Genomic DNA, 22,154 nt, shown 5'->3' on the forward strand with positions numbered 1-22,154 from the left:
TAATGCTTATGAATGATGAGGCTTGGATGCGCAGAGCGATCAATTTAGCGCATAAAGCAGAAGAAGTTGGTGAAGTACCTGTCGGTGCAATTATCGTCAAAGATAATGAGTGTATTTCTGAAGGTTATAACCTGCCTATAAAGAATAATGACCCAACTGCACATGCTGAAATAGTGGCTATTCGTGACGCTGGTCTGCAACTTGATAATTACCGCCTTGTTGATACAACCCTTTTTGTCACTCTTGAACCTTGCGTGATGTGTTTGGGGGCTATTCAACATGCGCGAATTAAACGCATTGTGTTTGGTGCGTTAGATGAAAAAAGGGGGGCTGTTTGTAGTGCGCTATCACTCACTAAAGCTAGTTATGCAAACCATCATGTTGAATGGACAGGGGGCGTGCTGGCGAAGGAGTGTTCTGAGTTATTAAGCGCTTTTTTTAAAAAAAGGCGTAAATGAAAGGGCTATAGGAAATGTTAAGGCAGTTATCAGCTTAATCAGGATGGCTTACTATGTTATTTCAACTGTGTTGATTATAGCGCAAGGAAAATAATGGCAAAATACAGTGAAAAGAGGTGGCTTGCTAACGATGGAATGCCTATGCATGCCGTTAGGTGGCAGCCTGATGTTGAGCCGATAATGACGGTGTGTTTAATTCATGGTTTGGGCGAGCATAGTGGTCGCTACAAAGACATGGTTGAATACTATACATCCTGTGGTGTTGAGATTGTTTCGTTTGATTTGCGAGGGCATGGAAAGTCTGGTGGTCAACGTGGTCATAGTGCTGATTTTCAACAAATGATACGGGATATTAAGTGTTTTATAGATGAAGTATCAAATATTGACGTTGCCAAGCCCTGGTTTATCTACGGTCACAGCTTGGGTGCAACACTGAGCATTCAATATGCGCTGTCACATCCAATTGGTTTCAAAGGCGTCGTGTTGAGTTCACCCTTGTTTAAACCTGCATTTGAGCCAGCTAAATGGAAATTACTATTGGGTCGACTTGTGCAAACAGGGTGGCCAACTTTATCGTTATCGAACGAGATAAACGAAGTCGCCTTATGTCGGGATAAAGAGATATTGAAAAGCCGAGCGGAAGATTCTTTAATTCATCACCGGATTTCAGCTAGATTAGGCATTCAAATGCTAAGTGAGGGCGAGCAACTGTTACGAAAAGCCTCAGAAGTGGACTTTCCAGTCTTGTTGATGCACGGTGATGCTGATGCGATCACAAGTCATACAGCGAGTACCATATTTTCTGAGCGCGTCGGTCAGCAATGCCGTTTGAAGATCTGGCAAGGTTTTTATCATGAACTTCATCATGAACCAGAGAAAGAAAAGGTTTTTGAGTACGGTTTAAATTGGATGAAAAGAGAGTTACAGCGCTTGTAACTCGATATTTAGTGTGGCGTCGGTATCAATTTTGTTTTGTTCATCACTTAATGAGTTAGGCTCAAGTTTTTTAAGCATTTTGATATATTGGCGAACATTATCAATATAGGTGACGGGTTCTTTACCACGTGCGTAGCCGTATTTTGTTTTTTGATACCACTCCTTTTCAGCAAGTAGTGGTAGTCGCTGTTTTACATCAATCCATTTGTCTGGGTCGCCGCCTTGTTGTTGGGTCAATATGCGCGCATCTTCTAAGTGGCCAAAACCAATATTATAAGCGGCCAAGGCCATCCATGTTCTGTCGGGTTCTTCGATCCGTTTAGGGATTTTTTTTATTCGAGTTGATAAATAATGTGCGCCGCCTTCAATGCTTTGCTCGGGGTCTAATCGATTAGTTACGTTCATTTGTTTGGCAGTGGCTTTCGTCAGCATCATAATGCCGCGAACACCCGTTGGCGAAACAGCGTGTTTGTTCCAGTGAGACTCTTGATAGGCAACAGCCGCTAGTAATTTCCAGTCAAGATTATATTTTTTTGCAGCTAAATGAAAAGACTTAATGAGCTTAGGGAGCCGAGTGTCAGCATGGTGCCAGAAGGTACAAATTCCAACGTAATCTAATTGTTTAGAATAGCCGAAGTGCTTGTCTTGTAGCTGCTCTAAGACACCGGTGGATTTAAGTTCTGCGAGAAATTTAACCGCTTCATTATATAAGCTGTGGTCTTCACCAAGAGGAAAAGCCCACGCTATTTTTTCAGGTTTTGAAATATCAAAAGCAACGTTTAAGTTGGGAAATTGACCGCGAATGAGTTGAAATTGATTGGAGTCGACGACGGTGTAGTCAAGTATATGATCGTTCACTAGAGAAACTAACTCTAGAACAGTTGAATCGGTGCTTTCTATCCAAGACAAGTTTTTATGTGTTTTTTGAATGCTACGTAAGTTTTCGGCATGACTGGTATTGGCAATAACTTCTAAAAAAGAACCGGTCAGTTTCGCCACGGACTTAGGGCGACGCGTTCGATAATGATATACAAGCTGTTGCGTGACTTCGTAATAAGGCGGCGTGAAATGTAAGCGTTTTTTTCTGTCTGGGGTGATACTTAGTCCAGCAGCTACAAAATCAGCCTCATCCTCAGTTGATAATTGCACCAATTGTTGAAATTCTTTTGCAATAATGAAGCGTATATTAACACCGAGCTTTTCCGCAAACAGTGATGTTAATTCATACTCAAAACCATGGGTTCCGGCTTCGTCAATGATATACGTTGATGGATCTATTCGCGTCAGAACAACAAGCTCACCACGGTTAAGTACTTTTTCTAATGATGAAGGCGCTGGTGTGCAGCCTGAAAGTACAGACACAGCAAGAAAAATAAAAACGTATTTTATGCGTGAGGGGTTAAGCATAACCGATAGGCTAAAGGGGTTTGTACATAAACGTAATAAATAAACTCTGATAAAGTTTTAGTGTTAGGTAGCTAGATATTAGCAAAAGCAGGGTATTTTACATAACCCAATTGAAAGTAGGGGCGCTCTGAATGAATGCTATAACTGGGTTATTGGTGAGTAATAATTTAAAAAGTTACGACAACCAGATTAGCAAACACTGCCGTGGTGCTAACCTGGTTGTTTAATAAGCCGAGGTGAAGCTTATAATTAGAGCCTGCCTCCTGAGTTGAAAGGCTTTAATTACTTAACTACTTGGTTGAGTTCGCCAGAGTCGTAACGAAGTACCATTTCTTCTAGGTTAATGGGTTTAATACTGCTTGCCTGTCCAGATGTTCCAAACGCGTCCATACGATCTTCGCATATACGTTGCATTGCGTCGGTTGATACAGCTAGGAACTTTCTAGGGTCAAAGTTTTTGGGGTTTTCTGCTAAGTGCCGCCTGATAGAACCAGTACTAGCTAAGCGTAAATCGGTGTCGATATTCACTTTTCGTACACCATACTTGATGCCCTGTTGGATTTCATTAACTGGTACGCCATAGGTTTCACCAAGGTCGCCGCCAAAATCATTGACAATTTTTAGCCAATCTTGAGGAACCGATGAAGAACCATGCATTACAAGGTGAGTATTAGGCAGTCTTGCGTGGATCTCTTTTATGCGTTGAATAGCTAAAGTATCGCCAGTTGGGGGTTTGGTAAACTTATAGGCACCATGACTGGTGCCAATGGCGATAGCCAATGCATCAACCCCCGTTTTTTTAACAAAATCAGCAGCTTCCTCAGGGTCGGTTAGCATTTGTTCGTGTGTTAAAACGCCAGAGGCGCCAACACCATCTTCTTCACCTGCTTCACCTGTTTCAAGCGAACCGAGACAACCGAGCTCACCTTCAACAGACACACCACAAGCGTGCGACATTTCAACTGTTTTCCTAGTAACCTCAACATTATATTCATAACTACTGGGTGTTTTGCCGTCAGCTTCTAAAGAACCATCCATCATGACAGAGGTAAAACCTAACTGAATAGACCGTTGGCAGATGGCGGGGCTGGTACCGTGATCTTGGTGAAAAACCACAGGAATGTGTGGGTACTGTTCAACCGCAGCGAGAATTAGGTGTTTTAGAAATGCTGAACCAGCATATTTTCTTGCCCCGGCAGAACCTTGAATAATAACAGGACTATTAGTTGCGTCTGCTGCTTGCATAACAGCATGAACCTGTTCCATGTTATTGGCATTAAAAGCTGGTACGCCGTAGTTGTTTTCAGCAGCGTGGTCGAGTAGTTGGCGTAGAGAAATTAAAGCCATTTGAAATCCCCTTATAGAATTAAGTTGTTTGGTGACGAATGAGTGTTATTCGTTGATAAGGCTAGTTTAACTTTTATGGCAGCGTGTTTCTATTTTTAATAATGTTTCAACTATAAAAAAACCACTACCGAGTGGTAGTGGTTTCCAAAATAAACTTAATTTGATGTTTATTTTTTTGGTGTTAGAGCCGCTGCGCTTTCTTTAACAATGTTAAGTACTTGCTCGTTATAAGCTTTCGTGTCTTCGAATAAAGATTTGCTATCAGCAACAAATTTTTCAAGGCTTGATTGAGCGAGTTCGACTTGCTCTTTGGCAAAAGCATTAAGTGCCTCAGGGTTATTAATGTTGGTTGCTGCTTTGATGCGGGCTTCAGCTAATTCGGCATAGTTTTTAGCAGCTTCTTGTTGTGCTGCGGCCATTTTTTTAAAATGAGTTTTGTTTAATTCAATTAATTTAGTGATAGGGGCTGCAAAAGCATTAAAGTCGTTCATGAAATTTCTCCAAATAAGGTTGAGTAAATCTAATTTAAAACAAAGGTTAGAAAGGCCAGTTTAAAGTAAAATTTATTGCGGCGCAACATTTGTTTTGTGAGGTGCTTCAACCCTAATTAAAGGTAGCTAACAATAGTTAATTAAAGAAACAAAAAATAATCAGGCTATTTTTTTGTTTCTTTATCAATTTCTTTTTTTAGCTGAACGGTGCTTTCCTGAAAAAGTTTAATTACTTCGGCGTTATAGCCTGTCATGGTTTCAAACATAACACGGCTGTTATCTACCATTTTTTCATAGTTACTTTGGGCGAGTGCCATTTGATCGGTGACAAAACTAGCTAATGCAATAGGGTCTTTGATTTTTGTTGCAGTTTGCATGCGTTGCTGAACAAGTTTTTTATAATCTTCGGCTGCTTTTTTTTGAGCGTCCATGAGGGTGTCGAAGTGATGAGTATTTAATTCAACAAGTTTTGATATAGGTTGAGTGAAACTGTTTAAGTCCTTAATCATTATGATCTCCTGATAAATTTTCACTAAATACATGACGAATACTTTTTTGTATATCTAAGGCAGCCTGCTTGGGATCTCGATCATCACGAATAGGTCGCCCAACTACAATATGGTCGGCTCCATTATAAAAGGCTTGTTCAACGCTGACGACTCGTTTTTGGTCGTCATCTGGCTTATTATCGACGGGTCGAATACCAGGCGAAACAACCAAGAAGTTTGGACCTAATGAGTCCCGTAGTCCTGGGGCTTCTAGTCCAGAAGAAATAACACCATCACAACCCAGTTCAATAGCTCGTTTGGCGCGTGAGGTGACGAGTTCTTCAACATCGCATTTAAACCCTAAGTCATCTAGGTCGCCCCTATCTAAACTGGTTAAGACGGTAACAGCAAGAACTTTCAGTTGGCCTTTTTGCTCGGCGGCAGCCTGCATAATGGCGTTGTTGCCGTGTATGGTGACAAAATCAACTTTCTTATCGCTAAGCTGTTTAACAGCACGACCAACTGTTGCAGGCACATCAAAAAATTTGAGATCAACAAAGATGCGTTTATTTTGTTCATTGAGCCAGTCGATTAGCTCAAAATAATCACCAGACATGAATAACTCAAGTCCAATTTTGTAGAAAATAACGCTGTCGCCTAATAGCGTGACTAACGCTTTAGCCTGTGGAATATCAGGGACATCCAAAGCAACGATGAGTCGTTCATTAACAGGAATAGGTTTGTTAGAAAGCCATGACATGAGGCGCCGCTCCATAGTGTTTAAAGTATGGTGGATATTATAACGCCCTGTCGCCCGCTTGCCGATGGAAATTTGTCATGGCATGGGTTAAGCAAATATTCAGCTTTTTGGTTATGATGTACGTTATTAATGATAAGACAATAGCTAGCATGGCGAAGTATTTAAACTAACATTATAGCTAGATAAGGAAGCCGTTAAATTAGGGTTTGGATTATGGGCATAAAAAAACATAAAAAGGGTTTAGGCCAGCAATTAAACCTTGCTTTGTTGATAGGAGCTATTTTTTTATCAGTCATCTCATCAGCTTTAATTTCATATAAAGCCTATGAGCAAGAGCGGGCCGATTATGTTCAACACGGTAAGAGAGTAGCTGAAGCTTTAATCGATCAGCTTTCAACTCCTTTTTCTGGCGGTATTGAAGAACTATTAGGCTATTTAGCGACCCCTTTTTTTAAACTTGAGGGTGTGCAAAGCATTATTATTTTTGATGCAGATTTCAAAGAAATATCATCGGTCAAAAAGAACACAGAGTATGAGTTAATAAGCGGCTGGCAAGATGTTGACTTGGAGGAAGCGAGGCTAGAGCGTGAGACGGAACAAGCCTTTTACTTTACCGCTCGGCTCAATAATAATGGGGAAATACCTGCTGCTTACTTAATGCTGATACTTGATAAGCCGTCCTTAATTCAGTATGCCCAGACACTATTTGTCGCCAACGTAGGCATTATTATTGCGGTTGCGTTGGTTTTATTAGTACTGATGAGCTTGCTAGTTCGGCGTTTAACAAGGCCGTTAAAAGACTTTTCATCGATCATGATTCAAGCAGCATCAGGTGAGATCGGGCTTAGAGCCGAACATGAGGTTGCTGCGGAACTTGGCCATATGTCTGAAGCGTTCAACCAGATGATGAAGGTGCTGGAAACGCGAAGTAGTGAACTTGAACAGTCGAGGGATCAAGCCGTACAAACAGCTAAAATTAAATCAGATTTTGCAGCGAACCTAAGCCATGAAATTAGAACGCCTCTTAATGGCATTTTGGGCATGGTTAATTTGCTCAAAGAAATGGGCTTGCCACAGCATCAGCATGAATACCTTGAGGTAGCCAGTAAATCAGGTGACTCCTTATTGCAAATGATCAATGATGTGTTGGACTTTAGTAAAATGGAATCGGGGAATTTTCAGCTGGCACTGGAGGATATTGATTTAAGGTTGTTGCTTGAACAGCTAGCGTTGTTATATGCAGAGAAAATACAAGTTAAAGATTTAGAGCTTTGTTTGGATTTGCCCACCGACAATGTAATGTTTGTTCGAGGTGATGCGGTAAGGATTCGACAAGTCATCAGTAATTTATTAAATAACGCGGTCAAATTCACAAGCCAGGGGCATATTACTTTATCAGCAAAAATTGTGTCATCCTCAAAGGGGCGTTCTTTGATTGAGATAGCAGTGACTGATACGGGTATTGGAATACCGGAAGGCGCATTAAGTGAAATTTTTAGGCCTTTTGGTCAGGTCAGTGCAGAAACAACCAATCAATATGGTGGAACCGGACTTGGATTGACGATCGTTAATCAAATGACAAAGTTAATGGGGGGTTCTGTATCGGTTACTAGTGAAGTCAATGAAGGGTCAAGCTTCAGAGTATTACTTCCAATGCAAACGCATAATATTTCCTTCGAAGAACCTGCCGATGAGGTTGAATTATTGAGTGGAAAACGGGTGATGTTAATTGAACCGTTTGAAGAAACTCAAAATTATCTTGAAGGGATGTTCGATGCGTGGGGGGTTGAATGTCAAATAGTTAACAGTTTAGATGAGGCCATTTTCATCCTAAAGGACGAGTTAAAGTCGGGCAGAGGGTTGGATAGCTGCCTGTTTAATGTTGATTATAGTTTGGGGGATATGACTGCGTTTTTAGCGAGTTTTAAGGCGAATGAGGAATTTTCTGGTACAAAGTTAATTCCGATGGTCCGGTTTGGCAGCAAAATTAGCTCTGCAGACGAAAGCTTGCCGTTATTTGTAGGATCAATTGACCGTCCTGTACGGTATGAGAAGTTACGGATGACATTAATAGATGTATTCTCTGAAGGTAAGGGGAGCACGTCAGCGGAGATTGGGAAAAAACCCAAGATCAAGACATCAGATGTTTTGCAAAGTATAAAGGCCCTAGTTGTCGATGATAATGTGACTAACCAACTGGTAGCCGAGGCAACACTAAAGGAAATAGGTATATCGTCTGATGTGGCCAATGATGGTCTTGAAGCACTGAATGCTTTTAAAGAAAAAAACTATGATCTGATTTTGATGGATTGCAATATGCCAGTGATGGATGGGTATGAAGCAACTAAAGCAATCCGGGCGTTAGACCTTAAGTACCGGCAGCCGATTATTATTGCTTTAACGGCGAAAGATCAACCAGGTGACTTTGAACACTGTATTAATAGCGGGATGGATGACTATTTATTAAAGCCGTTTCAATTGTCAGCGTTATTGGCCAAGCTTGAAAAACTATTTGGTTTCCCTCTAATAGACGATGAATCATCAGGTATAGAGCTTGAAGTGTCAGAAGGCTCAGTAATTGTTGAATCGGCATTCAAGGAGCTCGTTGCTAATACTGGCAGTGGTATTCAACAAATTGTTCAATCCTATCTACTCGATACACCTATCTATATTGTTACCTTAATTGCCGCAATGGAGGCTGGTGATACAACAAAGTGTTTGGATGTGGCGCATAAAATTAAGGGCAGTTCACGTAACTTGGGGGCGGAAGATTTTGTATCTGTTTGTGTTGAAATAGAGGAGGCCTGGTCTCGTAACACTGTTGATGAATCGATAATTGCGCCATTAGCTGAGCGGTTAGAAACAGAGTTCACCTTGGTTGAAGCATCTTTGAACAGCAAGTTAGCGACGTTAGAACTTTCAGATACAGAACAAACAAAGCGAACGAAAGAAGTGGTGTTAATTGTTGATGATGATCAAAGTACGCGAATGACGGTAGCAAGTGTTTTGGAGCGCGAAGGGTATCAAGTTGAACTGGGTGCTAATGGTCGTGATGCAGTGAGGTTGTTTGAAGTGTTAAGGCCTAATGTGATTATCATGGATGCAATGATGCCCATTAAAGATGGTTTTGAGGCCTGTCGAGAAATCAAGGCAATGCAGGGTGGTTCGGATGTTCCAGTGCTTATAACCACGGCCCTAGAAAGTGAAAAATCTGTGGATTTAGCCTATGAAAGTGGCGCCGCTGATTTTGTACCCAAGCCGATAAACTTGTCAGTTTTAAGACAGCGAGTGAGACGTTTGTTAGACAAGCAGTTTGCTGATCAACATGTACATAAATTAGCTTATAAAGATGCATTAACGGGTCTACCCAATAGAACTGCTTTTGTTGAACAGTTTCAGCAAGAACTTGAACATGCCAAGAGAAAAGATTCAAAAGTGGCGGTTTTCTTTATTGATCTAGATCGGTTTAAAGATGTTAATGACAGCATGGGCCATGAAGCTGGTGATATTCTGTTGAAAGCGCTATCTGGGCGGCTAAAAAACTGTATCCGCTCAGGAGATATGTTGGCACGAATCGGTGGTGATGAATTTGTGGTTGTATTAAGTGATATGACCGGTAAAACAGCGCCTGACCAGGTTGCTAAGGCCATGTTAAATGCGCTAAAAGAACCATTTAGCCTCGCCGGGAACGAGGTTTTTGCAGGGGTTAGTATTGGTTTGGCAATATACCCGGATGATGGTCTATCAAAAGAGACGTTGTTGAAAAATGCAGATACGGCGATGTATAGAGCAAAAGCCGCTGGGAGAAATACTTACCGTGCTTATACGCAGGAAATGAGTGAGGTATTAGAGCAAAGAATGCGTATTGAAACTGAGCTACGGAAAGTGTTGGCGGATAATGAGTTATCGCTGTACTTCCAACCGAAACAAGACACATCAACAGCGGAAGTGATAGGCTCAGAAGCATTAGTTAGGTGGGAGCACCGGTTAAGAGGAATGGTATCACCAGCCGAGTTTATACCTGTTGCAGAAGAAATGGGGCTGATTAAAGAAATTGGTTTGTGGGTGCTAGACACCGCGTGCGCAACAGCAAAAAAGTGGCAACTAGAATTTGACTACTATGGCACTGTTGCAGTTAATGTATCCGCGGTACAGATGGCAGAGGAGAATTTTGTATCATTGGTTGGTATGTGTTTGGCTAAACATGAATTAGAACCAAAATACATAGAATTAGAAGTAACTGAAAGTATGGTGTTGGACAATATTGATGCGATGTTGGAAAAATTAAACGATATTGCAGCAATGGGTGTGAGTATTTCTATTGATGACTTTGGTACAGGGTATTCGTCATTTAATTATCTTAAGCAGTTACCAGCGAACACCTTAAAATTGGACATGGAGTTCATCAAAGAGATACCAGAAAATGAAGCTGATATGGCTGTTGTTGATGGAATGATAGTGTTGGCACATAATTTAGGTATGAAGGTTGTGGCTGAAGGGGTTGAAGCACAAGATCAATATGATTTCCTAGCAGAGCATAGTTGTGACCTAGTTCAGGGCTATTTAATTAATAAACCACTGTCGGAAGACGAATTTATCGCAGAGTATGCCCGTTCAGCTAAAGAAGTAGGTCGCGTTTAAGAAGAGTAACAACTGATCGTTAATGATGGCAGGCCTGCAACGGGTCGGTTATCCTAATGGTTTATTTTTAATAATAGAGTTTTTCGTGCATATTATTTACTTACATGGTTTTTGCAGTTCTGTAGATTCCTTTAAAGCGCAGTTAGTTAAAAGCTATATTGAGCGAAACAATGTTCATACCTTGTTTTTAAAAGATTTACCCCCTTCTCCAGCTCAAGCGATGTCCTTGGTTGAGGCGCACATAGCTTCGTTAGATGATCAATATTGGGGTGTTGTTGGTAGTTCTTTAGGGGGCTTTTATGCAACGTATTTAAGTCAAAAGTATGCCAAGAAAGCAGTGTTAATTAACCCCGCTGTTGATGCGCATTTGATACTTGAAAAAGCCTTGGGGAAGAATACTAATTATCATACCGGAGAGAGCTTTGATTTTACTCTAACGCATCTCCAGGAGTTGCAGCAGTTACACTTACCAAAGCTTCAGCAAGCGCAAAACTTACTGTTACTCACCAAAGTGGGTGATGAGGTGTTGGATTTTCAAAAAGGGGTTGATTACTACCAAGGTAGCGAGCAAGTGGTGCTTGAGGGCGGTGATCACGGCTTTGCTGATTACGAAAATTATTTAGAGAAAACATTCGACTTCTTAACTTCGTAAAAGGTTAATTTTCATCATAAATCGGTTGTTATACAGCCACCATGTTTCAAATCGGCATGGATTAATTGAATTAGGATAGAGAACATGATTGAAGGCCATTTAAAGAAAATGCTCAGCACCTTGAGTAACCCTGTTGAATATGTATTGCCCATCGGTGATGAGCGTATTGGCTTGAACCAATATTTGGGTAAAACCATCGCGTTAACCTATGAAGGTGAGATCAACTGTCTAAATTGTGGAAAACGAACAAAGAAAAGCTATAGCCAAGGCTTTTGTTATTATTGTATGACTAAGCTGGCTCAGTGTGATTTATGCATTATGAAACCTGAAACGTGTCACTATCACCTAGGTACGTGTCGAGAACCTCAATGGGGCGAAGAGTTTTGTTTTCAAGACCACTTTGTTTATTTAGCAAATTCATCTGGCTTAAAGGTTGGCATTACTCGCCATACACAGGTGCCAACGCGTTGGATTGACCAAGGAGCAACACAGGCCTTGCCCATTTTTAAGGTGCGAACACGTCTACAGTCTGGTCAAGTTGAGATGGCTTTAAAACAACACGTGTCGGATAAAACTGATTGGCGGAAGATGTTAAAAGGCCAAGCGGACCATAAAAACCTATATGAACATAGAGACCGCCTTATTGAGGCTGCAGCCTCTGAGTTAAGCAATATTCAGGCGGCTAATAAAGACGGGGATATAGAGTTAATAAAAGATGCTAAGCAGGTAGAGATTAATTACCCCGTTGTTGAATATCCTCAAAAGGTTACCTCCTTTAATTTTGATAAAACAGCTAGGGTCGAAGGCCGTTTAATGGGCATAAAAGGACAATATCTAATATTAGATAGCGGGGTCTTAAATATAAGAAAGTTCACCAGTTACAAGGTTCAATTTGATGCATAAAACAGACAAGGCGCCTAGCGTCATTATTTTTTCACAAGGCGATGAAGTGATTACAGGTGCTTTGGTAGACACCAATGCTGCTTTTTTGGCTGATCAGTGTCGCTTGCTAGGCTTCGATGTTATTAGGCATATTACTGTTTCGGATGACTTAGCAGACTTGGTTCAAGTGCTTAAAGAAGTAGATGCGATGGCTGATGTTTGTTTGTGTACAGGTGGTTTAGGGCCAACACAAGATGATTTAACCGCCGAAGCCTTTGCTCAAGCCTTTCAAGTAGAACTTGAAATGGATAGTGAGGCTTTAGTGATGATTGCTGAGTTTTTCGCGCAATTAAAAATGCCTATGGCCGATGTAAATAAGAAGCAAGCACTGTTGCCCACAAATTCGACACGAATTGATAATCGTTGGGGAACGGCGCCTGGCTTTACTGCCGTCGGTCAGCAGTGCCGGTTTTACTTTATGCCAGGTGTACCGTATGAAATGAAACAGATGATGGAGACGTTTGTGTTGGCCGATTTACAGCGCCAATTTAAGCTGGAGCAGCCCCGTTTGATTACATTTCGAAGCATGGGCATGGGAGAGTCTGATATCCAGCAAGCCGTTAATAGCTTAGAGATTGACAATGATATTCGTGTGAGTTTTAGAGCGGGTATGCCAGAGAATGAATTAAAGCTACTCTTTCCACAAAGCCATACCAAAGAGCAGGTTCAATATTGGGTTGATAACGTTAGTGATGCATTGGGTGCTAGCCTTTTTGCCATTGATGGTTGGGGTCAATCAGTCAGTAATTTACCGGATTGTGTCGATCAGTTAATGACCGAAAAAAAGTTGACACTGAGTCTTATTGAAACCTTATCGCAGGGTGATATCGCCCGCCAGTGCCAAGCAGATTGGCTATTAACTTCAGCTGTTTATCCAAAAGTTTCAGGCATACAAACTGCGTTTAGCACGGTGCAGCAACCCATTGGTGAAGCGTTGGCGCTTGAGATAGCAAAGGAAAATCGTGCTCGGCATAAAACAGCGTTAAGCCTTGTGCAACTTCATAAGAAAGTAAATGATACAACAGTGGCTGTTTTTACCGCAGTAGCAGATGCTCACGGCCACATTTCAAGCACAAAGGAAGTGTGGGGGAGAGCGCTACGTCAACAAACAGTAGCGTCAGCACTTGCGTTCAATTTAATTAGAAAATTTATTCAAAATCAATAATATGCCATTACTTAAGCTAGATAATGTTAGTGTAGCGTTCGGTTTAAAACCAGTGCTAGATAATGCCGACCTGCAAATCGATGAACAAGAGCGAGTGGGCTTAATTGGCCGCAATGGCGAAGGAAAGTCGACCTTGTTAAAAGTATTGGCTGGGCAAGTGTTGGCCGACTCAGGTCAGGTCTGGCGGCAAGCGGGCATTACCATAGCAACACTTGAGCAGTCACCGTTACTGCCCGATGCCTCCACCGTTTATGATGCTGTTGCTGATAGTTTGGGTGAGGTGGGTCACTTAATTGCTCGTTATCACGACATGTTGCTTGACCCTGATGTTGACTTAGAAGCGCTGGGCAAATTACAACATCAATTTGAAGCATTAGATGGCTGGTCATTACAACAACGTGTTGACTCAGTGTTAAGTCGTTTAAATTTACCCGCCGATAAAAAAATAAATGAAATGTCAGGTGGTTGGAAGCGACGTGTAGGGCTAGCCCGTGCCTTGGTAGTCGAGCCTGATGTTTTACTGTTAGATGAGCCAACTAACCATCTAGATATGGAAACAATTGTTTGGTTAGAAAAACAACTTGCAACCTTTCGCGGTGCCGTGGTTTGCATTACACATGACCGAGTTTTTTTACAAAATATAGCGAAACGTATTATAGAAATAGATAGAGGACAGCTAACCAGTTGGTCGTGTAGCTATGAGCAATACCTTGAAAGAAAAGCGGCCGCATTAGAGTCCGAAGCAAAAACAAATGCAGAATTTGATAAAAAGCTAGCGCGTGAAGAAGTCTGGATTAGACAAGGCATTAAAGCGAGAAGAACACGAAATGAAGGTCGTGTGAGGGCTTTACAACAGTTACGACGGGAACGTGCAGAGCGAAGAAACCTAGCCGGTCCTGCGAAACTAGAGGTTGAATCAGGTGAAAAGTCTGGCAAGTTGGTGATAGAGGCGGAGGATGTTTCTATTGCCTATGGCGGGCGTAAAATGGTCGATCAGTTTTCATGTCGATTAATGCGAGGTGACCGCATAGGATTGGTAGGACCAAATGGTATTGGCAAAAGTACGCTCATTAAAGCGTTGCTAAAAGAAATTGAATTAGATTCCGGTGCTGTAAAACACGGAACCAAACTAAAAGTCGCCTATTTTGATCAGCACAGAGATGTTCTGGATCTAGAGAAAACGGTTATTGACCTAGTCTCCGACGGACGAGAGAGCATTACCATTAATGGGCGTGACAGGCATATTATCAGCTACTTAGGTGATTTTTTGTTTGCCCCTGAACGAGCACGATCACCAGCAAAAGTATTATCTGGTGGTGAACGTAATCGAATTTTACTGGCGAAGTTATTTAGTCAGCCGGCTAACTTTATCGTGATGGATGAACCGACTAATGATTTAGATGTTGAAACATTAGAGTTACTAGAAGAATTACTGGTTGACTATGAAGGTACCTTAATATTGGTGAGTCACGACCGTAAGTTCTTAGAAAACGTAGTTACTAATTTTTGGTTTTTTGAAGGGGATGGTGTCATTACTGATTATGTAGGCGAGTTGCCTAATTGGAGTCAAATTATTAAAGACAGCAGTCAGGCCGAGCAGCCGAGTAAAACGGTTAGTGAAAAAAAACAGCCTAAAACCGTTAAAAAGCCGAAATTAAGTTTCAAAGTTAAAAAAGAATTAGATGACTTACCAAAGCAGATCGAGGTGCTTGAAGAAACGTTAGCGAAGCTACAGCAATTAACGAGTACGGCGGAGTTTCATGCAGGAGACCGAGAAGAGATAAAAAGCAAAATGGCTGAATTAACGTCTATCGATGAACAATTACAAGAAAAGTATCAACGTTGGGATGAGTTAGAGTCTCAACTACAATAAATACAAAAGGTTTAAGTTTGCTGATATAATTCAGCGCCCTAAAACGCAAGCACAGTGCGTTTTATAAGTTTTATGGAGAGATGTCAGAGTGGCCGAATGAGCACGCTTGGAAAGCGTGTGTACCGCAAGGTACCGAGGGTTCGAATCCCTCTCTCTCCACCATTAACTGCAAACGAAGCGCCATCTGCCGCAGGTGGCATAGCCAAAAAATCAGTGCTGCATCAATATTGAAGGCTTCTACAACTAGCCCTATTGAACGGTAAAAAGTAATAATCAACCTTCATGATTATTGATAGTAATGCTGGCTGTTCGCCCTGATATAAGTGCTATGTTATCAGGAATTTCATCAATCGCTATGCGGACTGGTACACGTTGCGCCAACCTTATCCAGTTAAAAGTTGGATTGACATTGGCGATCAGTGTATTAGAGGATGTTGCACGTTCACGGTCTTCAATCGCGGATGAAATCCCGACGACATGTCCGCTGATAGCTTGGTCTTCTCCCATAATATGAACTGTTGCAGGCATGCCAGTGCGAATATGGCTTAGTTTTGTTTCTTCAAAATATCCAGCGACATAAAAGCTATCAATATCGACCAACGCCATTACCGGTTGTCCGGCGGTTGCATAGGTTCCTGGGCGCAGTGAAAAATTGGTTACGATTCCATTGATCGGGGACTTCACTTGCGAGCGCTCTAGATTAAGGCGGGCGAGTTTCAGGTCTGCCAATGCTTGCTCATATTTCGCCTGGGCCTGCTCAGCAACAGAGATACGGTTATCACGTTCTTGTTCCGAGACAATGGTGTTTTTTAGGGTTTTATATCGTTTTTCCTCCCTGTTTGCTGCAGCAAGTGTTGCCCTAGCATTGCTTAATGCAGCTTCGTTTTGCGCTACAGTATTTTCCAAGCGATCGGTGTCGATAGAAAATAATACATCGCCCTTTTGAACCTGCTGGTTGTCCTGAACAAAGACGGCCTCTACTTGGCCGGATACATCGGAAGATAAGGCAACAATGTCGGCCTTGATCTTGCCATCGCGTGTTTGCGGAGTGTAAGTATAGTAGGAATAGATATGCCAGAGCACAAACGCTGCAAGAACGGTCAGCGTGCATGTCATCATGACTTTTAGGATGTGAATTGTTTTTCTTTTTGCATATTTTAACCGGTTATAAGGTACAAAGTTTTAAGTGAGATCCCCAGTAATATAAAAAATAGGGACATATCGAATAAGGGGCGATGCCAGACAACTTTGTAGATGTTTGCTTTTTCAAAAAGAGTTGAAATCATGATTCTTCCAATAAATGCACTTAGCAAGCATAAGAGTAACGGCGAGATAAATATTCCAGCTATATCAATTTCTCCGATCATGGGGCATACCTCCAAGCAGGTGCATATTCAAACAACGCAAGACGAAGGCCAATGAGCCCCCTTAACAGTGGATGTTTGGCCGATTTCAACTCATGCTTCCAGGCGGTTGAAAGGGCGTTGTCTATTTTTGCCAAAAGCTTGTCTGAGGGTTCTTTATGGTTAATGTCTTGGCGGATTGTGGTGAATAGGTCTTCCAGCACGCGACGAGTTTCTTCATTCAGGTAAGCACTGGTATGTCGTAGCTCGGCAATACTTGCAGCTGCACGCAAACGACTTAAAACACGAGAGCTAGTATTTATTTGACCGGTTTGTTCAAGCCTACTTGCAAGGGAACCAATTTTATCTAAAGACCGATTGAGGAAAGCGTCTCTATCGCGGGGTGTGGCGCGGTAAGTTAGGTTTAATACTTCTTCGCGACCCTCACGAATAAGTCGTTCCATGGTGTGTTTGGCGCCCAACGTGCGCACTAAGCCTAGCGAACAAAAGGCAATAAAAATGCCTAAAAGGTTGGCGATACAAATTTCAAGAAAGACACCAAAATCATAGGGTTGGTAGCTGCTTTGAAAATTAATGCTGCTAAAAGCCATAGCCAATAGCAGTATCGCCATCGGGTTTTTCGTTGCCCAAGCGCCTATTGGTAAGATAAATATCGCCATTATGATCAGAAACATGGGGTAATCATTGGCAAGCGGAAGCAGGCCATAGCTTAATATACTTGCGGCGAATAAGGCGATAATTGTAAACCGACCAAATAAGGTAATGGCGCGACCACCTTCGTCTGAACCACCAAAGAAGGCGAGAGCAGCAACCCCCATTAAAACTGCAGCGGGAGCATGATGCCAGCCTGTTGCATACCATAATACACAGAGCAGGCTGTAGGAGATAAGGCTGCCAATAAATATTTTTTTGGCAATATAGGTATCCGGATAAAGCTTAAATGAACGTGTATTGCTGACTTCTTTTTCAAGAAGAGGCGGTAACGGCGAATCTTGTTCTAGTGACTGTTGGCATTGGCGTATTTCAGACCAGTTATGCAGTATAGTTTTTAGTAATTCGGCCATGTTTTCTTGAACTAAATGGCGCCACTCAGACATGGAATCCATACTATGAGCCGTTTGGGTTATTTGTGTAAGTAGGGCTTCGTCCGCTGGCTCGCCATTTTTTGCATGGGCGGCCGCTGTTTTTAAAGAGGCCGTTAACTTGTTGCGTATATCGGGTTCGGCATCGGCAATGCGAGATGAGATGGCTGATAGCAACGGCACTAAGCGCAATAAACGCAATTGTATGGAAAATATAAGTTGGCTTTCCCGTCGTGTAACAAGCGGGTCATAACGCAATTGAGCGGCCAGAGCAGATAAGGAGCTGATATCAGAGAGGGCTTTTAAGCGGTCATGTACTGCATCGTCGTCGGTAATATGGCCTTCAAAGGCATCATCAATCCATTTCTCCATATCAGCCAGCCAACCTTGCAATTTAAACTGCACGCCAGGTTTTAAAGAACGTGGAGCAATAATGCTGTCGACCATGGTGCAGCATATGATCCCCAGACCAATTTCGCAGATACGAAATATGGCTATGTCAAACAGTGTGGCTGGGTGTTCTATATAGGGTATTGCGACGATCATTAAGGTCAGACCAAAGAGTTGAAAACCGTAGCTTCGCGGTGTGCGATCTAGTAAAGAACATCCAAATGCTACTGCACCAATTAGCCCTATAAAGGCAATCATTAAGATCGGTGTGTTTGCAAAAAAACTTACTAAAATCAACGAGACAAGCCCGCCACAAAATGTACCGGTAAATCGATAAACGGCTTTAGATCTTACGGCACCGCTCATGGGGTTCATAACCACGCAGCAGGTAACAATGGTCCAATATGTTTCGGGGAGGCCAATATGCGCGGAGATTGTAAACGCCATCATCGCTGCTAGGTACAGCTTGAATGCGAATAGCCACTGGTCAGGTTTAAAAATCATTTTTGATCAGTTTTGCCATTTAGTAAATAGGCTTGGCATCGCTCTTCCAACAGACGCATTACGCGCGTTGTTGTCTCAATATCTTCTTCTGGCACATCACCCATCAGCTTAAAACGAAGGTCCTTAAGTGTAGCTTCCATTTTGCTAGCGTGGCGCTTTCCCTTCGCTAGCAGCTTAATGGCTTTGCTTCTACGGTCATTGGGAACATCACAACGAACGAGTAGCCCGGCCTCTTCGCCTTGATCAAGTATACGAACCAGCGCGGCTGCATCAATACCAGCTTCGATAGCCAGCGTTTTTTGTTGAACATGAGGCCCGAAACGCGATGCTAGTAAAACGATAATGGCTAATGACGTGGAAATACCATGATCAAAAGGAAGAGTGCTAACAGTTTGCATCCAAACTCTCCGTGAAGGCTGAATAACATTAGTAAGATCAAAGAGATGTTGGTCTAGAGAGCGTTTTTTAGTAGACATTTTGTATAGTTCAAATGTAAGTTTTTATATATGTTATAAATCAATAGTTGATTTGTCAACTAGTTCAAAGTATCGACAAGCATCTAACATGGTTATGCTCAGTGTGCTGTATGAGGTTTATCAAACAGCATGTTTAAATATTTCAGGAGAGGGCGAGGTGACTAGCGTTATATCCGCAGCCACTGTTAGGACCAGTGAGAACTTGGCGCTGACGAGACAGTAAGTTATTAGGCTTTTATGACACGCTGGCCAGCTTTTAACTGGCTGAGCAGGCGACAAAAAACAAAGCGTTATACGCTTTTCAAATTGCCGGCGAGATTAACGATAAACCAAGCGTTTATCGGCTATTCATTCGTATTAGCCATACAGTGTCATTCATATAAAACTAGTTAGATGGCTTTTCTGCAGTGCTTTGATGAGCTTCATAATGTATTACTTGAGGCTCAGAGTAGTTTGGAACATCATCATAACTAAAGGCAGCATAATATTTTGAGATTTTGCTAGAGCCAAAGCTGTCGTATGTGTAATTATCCGAACCAGCATAGAGCTTTACACCATCATAGGGTGAGCGCGGTGGGCGGAACCTATTGCGTACGACATAAGTGCCAACAAATGCTTTGGTAGGTGGGTTCGCCCATGTTAATTTCATTCGACCATTTTCATTGCTTGCTTTTAATTCAGTAACCGCTGCCGTTGGTTTTTTGCGACGCTTGATATATTTAACGACTAATTTCACTTCATTTTTATGGCCAGCCTCATGCCAGTCAATCAATTTTGCATAAGATTCTGACTCAGAGGTGGCTCGTATTACAAAAGCAGCTGCCTCATTAGATTCGTGTTTTTCTTCTAATGTTAATTGACTATATTTGTCGAAAATGAAGTACTGCTTTTGCTTGCGAACAAGGTCTTGCGTGGTTGCTTCATAACCAACATATTCGATATTAGTTCGATTTCTGATATCAGAATAGCTGATGGCATTAATGTCGACAAACTCAAGATTAAAGCAGATATCACGATCACTGGGGGGTGTGTTTTTATTTTGTAAGCAAATAAAGGCTTCGGTAATAACCGTTTCTTCTGGGTTCGGTAAACTGTACAGATTAAACTCAATATAGCCGTATGTTTTACCATCATTTTCGCTAAAACCAGACAGGAGCTCGTTTTCAACAATACCTTCTTTTGACAGACTACTAAGGCGCTTGGGTGATAAGACCACTTCTGTTTCAGGGACAGTATAAATGACCTCAAGGTGTGGGCGATAATGAATCCCGCCACCAAATTTTCCATAGCCAATGTCGAATTGCATCATTTGTGAATCACGCCCAAGAGGTAGTGTTTTGGGGCCATCTATGCGAAATAATACCGAGCGTTTTGCTAGGTTTGATTCTAGAATTCGACATTCATGAGCACTAAAGGTCCAATGACTCCAGATACCTTGTGTTAGGGCGTCTGATGGAACTGTTTGGCCTAATGTTTCAATGCTTTCGGCCTGCTCTATATCTTCAAAGTTTGTTATATCGGCTACGTTATCTTGCTCTAAAAATGAAATCGACCAATCTCCAAACTGCTCAATTTTTGCGGCGACACGATTCATTGGGTAGAGTGAAGCCCTGGCAAACTTAATAACAGCATTTTCAGGGATGTTATCGAGGCTAAACTCAAGAACACCGGTACAGATACCTTTGGATTGGTTGATGCCAATAAAGAGTGAATTGTGACCAAAATGTTGGCGATTTTGCTCGCCAGTGTATTGACCAACATAACCGACTTTGGATTTACCGGGGAATAGCACCCTAGAAAATTCATTATGATCTAGTAATGTTTTTAATCTAATTTTTGTAGCAAAAGGCGATTTAATATTACTCAAGCGATGAACCGCACGAATATAGTAAAAATACATGGTGCCACTATCGAGTTCTATATCTGTAAACTCTTGTGCATGGGTAATGCCAACTAAATTACTTTCGGTGCAGGCTTGTTTGTTTTTTGTATTGCGATAGATTTCAAAATAAATATCCTCATCTTCTTCATACGTCCACGTTAACGTGGCAGATTTACTTTCAATGTTAAGGATATTAAGTTCAGTAACGCGTTTTGGAGCGTGTGTGGAATAATTAATTGCCTCACCTAATGCATATTGTACCGCCGGTATATTTTCATTAATCGACTGGGTCATGTTTTGCATATAGTCGGGAATATTACGGGTACCGACTTCGACAACAGTGGCAAGAATGCCTCGGCTATAATAGTATTCTCGTCCGCTTCCACCGATCAAGTTTGTAGGCGGTTTACCACGATGAATACCGTATTTACGCCCTGTTACTTTGTAGATTTTTCTGGCCATATTGGCGCAAAGCATATTCAGGTCTGTGCCTTCATGTTCGGCTTCATGATTAAACTTGTGGGCAGGGAAAAAAACATTTCCCTGAGAGTGGTAATCTAAAGCAATCGTAATGTTTTGATGACTGTCCACAAATTGTTTGATGGCCTGAGTTTCTGGCTCACTAAAGGGCTGTGGCCCACTATAGACGTTTGATGAAGTGTTTTTTGAGCCTGGGAAACCGACACTAAAGTTACGATTAAGGTCAACACCATAGGTACCATCGTGATTGAGACGACGGTTCTTTCGCCAAAATGAGAAATGCTTCATTGAGTATTCGAAGCCATCCGGATTTAAACAAGGCACCATATAAAGTGTGTTACGGCTTAAGATGTTGATAAGCTCAGGGTTGTACTCATGGTTATCGACGATATATTCAATAAACTTAACAGCCAGCTCGTTACCAATCCATTCTCTGGCATGAATGGTGCCGGTATACAAAAGAGCGGGTTTAGACTCTGCCTTTTCTACATCGAAAGAAGCGGTGATTAGCATAATCTCACGTTGTTCGTGAGTGGTGCCGATACTCTGAAGTTTAAATAAATTGGGGTGCTGAGAAACAACATGTTGTAAATACTGTTCTGTTTCTTGGTATGTTTTATATTGTTTTTTCACTGCAGTCGATTCTTCTTAAAGTAAGGGGCGTTAGATTAAGGGGGCTTATTGGGGGCGTATAAAGCCAGCTAATGCTTATTTGGACGATGCTAACACGTTGATCACATTAAGTTAACACCGATGCCTAGTTGCTAATGCTGCGTTGTTTGCGGCATTAGCGCATTGCTTATAAGTATCAAGGCT

The 22,154-nt window shown here is 41.8% G+C and carries 17 protein-coding genes and 1 tRNA gene; 8 read left to right on the forward strand and 10 right to left on the reverse strand.

The features are described from left to right. Positions 1–2 precede the first annotated feature (2 nt). Complete coding sequence (gene tadA / locus Q91_RS03120) at positions 3–458, forward strand: tRNA adenosine(34) deaminase TadA (protein WP_015005430.1); 456 nt, start codon at positions 3–5, stop codon at positions 456–458. Positions 459–551: 93 nt separating this feature from the next. Further along, complete coding sequence (locus Q91_RS03125) at positions 552–1,394, forward strand: alpha/beta hydrolase (RefSeq protein WP_015005431.1); 843 nt, start codon at positions 552–554, stop codon at positions 1,392–1,394. Here Q91_RS03125 and mltF read toward each other — a convergent pair. The 5 genes from mltF to pyrF form a co-directional block, all read right to left on the reverse strand. Next, a complete protein-coding gene (gene mltF / locus Q91_RS03130) occupies positions 1,380–2,801 on the reverse strand; it encodes a membrane-bound lytic murein transglycosylase MltF (protein ID WP_015005432.1) in 1,422 nt (473 codons plus the stop codon). The two genes, Q91_RS03125 and mltF, sit on opposite strands and share 15 nt — an antisense overlap. A 282-nt stretch (positions 2,802–3,083) precedes the next feature. Continuing rightward, complete coding sequence (gene fba, locus Q91_RS03135) at positions 3,084–4,148, reverse strand: class II fructose-bisphosphate aldolase (protein ID WP_015005433.1); 1,065 nt, start codon at positions 4,146–4,148, stop codon at positions 3,084–3,086. A gap of 167 nt (positions 4,149–4,315) precedes the next feature. After that, positions 4,316–4,639, reverse strand: coding sequence for a phasin family protein (locus Q91_RS03140; protein WP_016389738.1), 324 nt, complete (start codon positions 4,637–4,639; stop codon positions 4,316–4,318). Positions 4,640–4,803: 164 nt separating this feature from the next. Then, positions 4,804–5,148 carry a phasin family protein gene (locus Q91_RS03145; protein ID WP_015005434.1) on the reverse strand — a complete coding sequence of 115 codons (345 nt, stop codon included), beginning with the start codon at positions 5,146–5,148 and terminating at the stop codon, positions 4,804–4,806. Then, positions 5,141–5,887, reverse strand: a complete 747-nt coding sequence (gene pyrF / locus Q91_RS03150) for an orotidine-5'-phosphate decarboxylase (protein WP_015005435.1) — start codon at positions 5,885–5,887, stop codon at positions 5,141–5,143. Before pyrF ends, Q91_RS03145 begins: the two co-directional genes overlap by 8 nt. A gap of 213 nt (positions 5,888–6,100) precedes the next feature. Here pyrF and Q91_RS03155 point away from each other — a divergent pair, with 213 nt between their 5' ends. The 6 genes from Q91_RS03155 (at position 6,101) to Q91_RS03180 (ending at position 15,322) form a co-directional block, all read left to right on the forward strand. Beyond that, the gene (locus Q91_RS03155) at positions 6,101–10,528 is read left to right on the forward strand and encodes an EAL domain-containing protein (protein WP_015005436.1); all 4,428 of its coding nucleotides are present in this window, start codon (positions 6,101–6,103) and stop codon (positions 10,526–10,528) included. 22 nt (positions 10,529–10,550) lie between these two features. After that, positions 10,551–11,180: a YqiA/YcfP family alpha/beta fold hydrolase gene (locus Q91_RS03160; RefSeq protein ID WP_015005437.1), complete on the forward strand. Its 630-nt coding sequence runs from the start codon at positions 10,551–10,553 to the stop codon at positions 11,178–11,180. Positions 11,181–11,264: 84 nt separating this feature from the next. Next, positions 11,265–12,083, forward strand: a complete 819-nt coding sequence (locus tag Q91_RS03165; protein ID WP_015005438.1) for a DUF2797 domain-containing protein — start codon at positions 11,265–11,267, stop codon at positions 12,081–12,083. Continuing rightward, on the forward strand, positions 12,076–13,287 hold the full coding sequence (locus Q91_RS03170; protein ID WP_015005439.1) for a competence/damage-inducible protein A: 1,212 nt from the start codon (positions 12,076–12,078) through the stop codon (positions 13,285–13,287). The genes Q91_RS03165 and Q91_RS03170 overlap by 8 nt, the downstream gene beginning before the upstream one ends. A gap of 1 nt (position 13,288) precedes the next feature. After that, positions 13,289–15,160: an ATP-binding cassette domain-containing protein gene (locus Q91_RS03175; RefSeq protein ID WP_015005440.1), complete on the forward strand. Its 1,872-nt coding sequence runs from the start codon at positions 13,289–13,291 to the stop codon at positions 15,158–15,160. Positions 15,161–15,234: 74 nt separating this feature from the next. After that, positions 15,235–15,322: transfer RNA gene (locus Q91_RS03180), tRNA-Ser, on the forward strand. 111 nt (positions 15,323–15,433) lie between these two features. Here the strand turns inward: Q91_RS03180 and Q91_RS03185 are convergent. The 5 genes from Q91_RS03185 to Q91_RS03205 all read right to left on the reverse strand — a co-directional run bounded on the left by Q91_RS03185 (position 15,434) and on the right by Q91_RS03205 (position 21,971). Beyond that, a complete protein-coding gene (locus Q91_RS03185; RefSeq protein ID WP_041230482.1) occupies positions 15,434–16,279 on the reverse strand; it encodes an HlyD family secretion protein in 846 nt (281 codons plus the stop codon). A gap of 38 nt (positions 16,280–16,317) precedes the next feature. Further along, positions 16,318–16,527 carry a DUF1656 domain-containing protein gene (locus Q91_RS03190; protein ID WP_041230483.1) on the reverse strand — a complete coding sequence of 70 codons (210 nt, stop codon included), beginning with the start codon at positions 16,525–16,527 and terminating at the stop codon, positions 16,318–16,320. After that, the gene (locus tag Q91_RS03195; protein ID WP_041230484.1) at positions 16,524–18,500 is read right to left on the reverse strand and encodes an FUSC family protein; all 1,977 of its coding nucleotides are present in this window, start codon (positions 18,498–18,500) and stop codon (positions 16,524–16,526) included. The genes Q91_RS03190 and Q91_RS03195 overlap by 4 nt, the downstream gene beginning before the upstream one ends. Continuing rightward, on the reverse strand, positions 18,497–18,898 hold the full coding sequence (locus Q91_RS03200) for a MarR family winged helix-turn-helix transcriptional regulator (protein ID WP_015005444.1): 402 nt from the start codon (positions 18,896–18,898) through the stop codon (positions 18,497–18,499). Before Q91_RS03200 ends, Q91_RS03195 begins: the two co-directional genes overlap by 4 nt. 463 nt (positions 18,899–19,361) lie before the next feature. Beyond that, on the reverse strand, positions 19,362–21,971 hold the full coding sequence (locus tag Q91_RS03205; protein ID WP_015005445.1) for a M14 family zinc carboxypeptidase: 2,610 nt from the start codon (positions 21,969–21,971) through the stop codon (positions 19,362–19,364). Positions 21,972–22,154 lie beyond the last annotated feature (183 nt).

It is taken from the genome of Cycloclasticus sp. P1, assembly GCF_000299965.1.
Classification (GTDB): Bacteria; Pseudomonadota; Gammaproteobacteria; order Methylococcales; family Cycloclasticaceae; genus Cycloclasticus; species Cycloclasticus pugetii.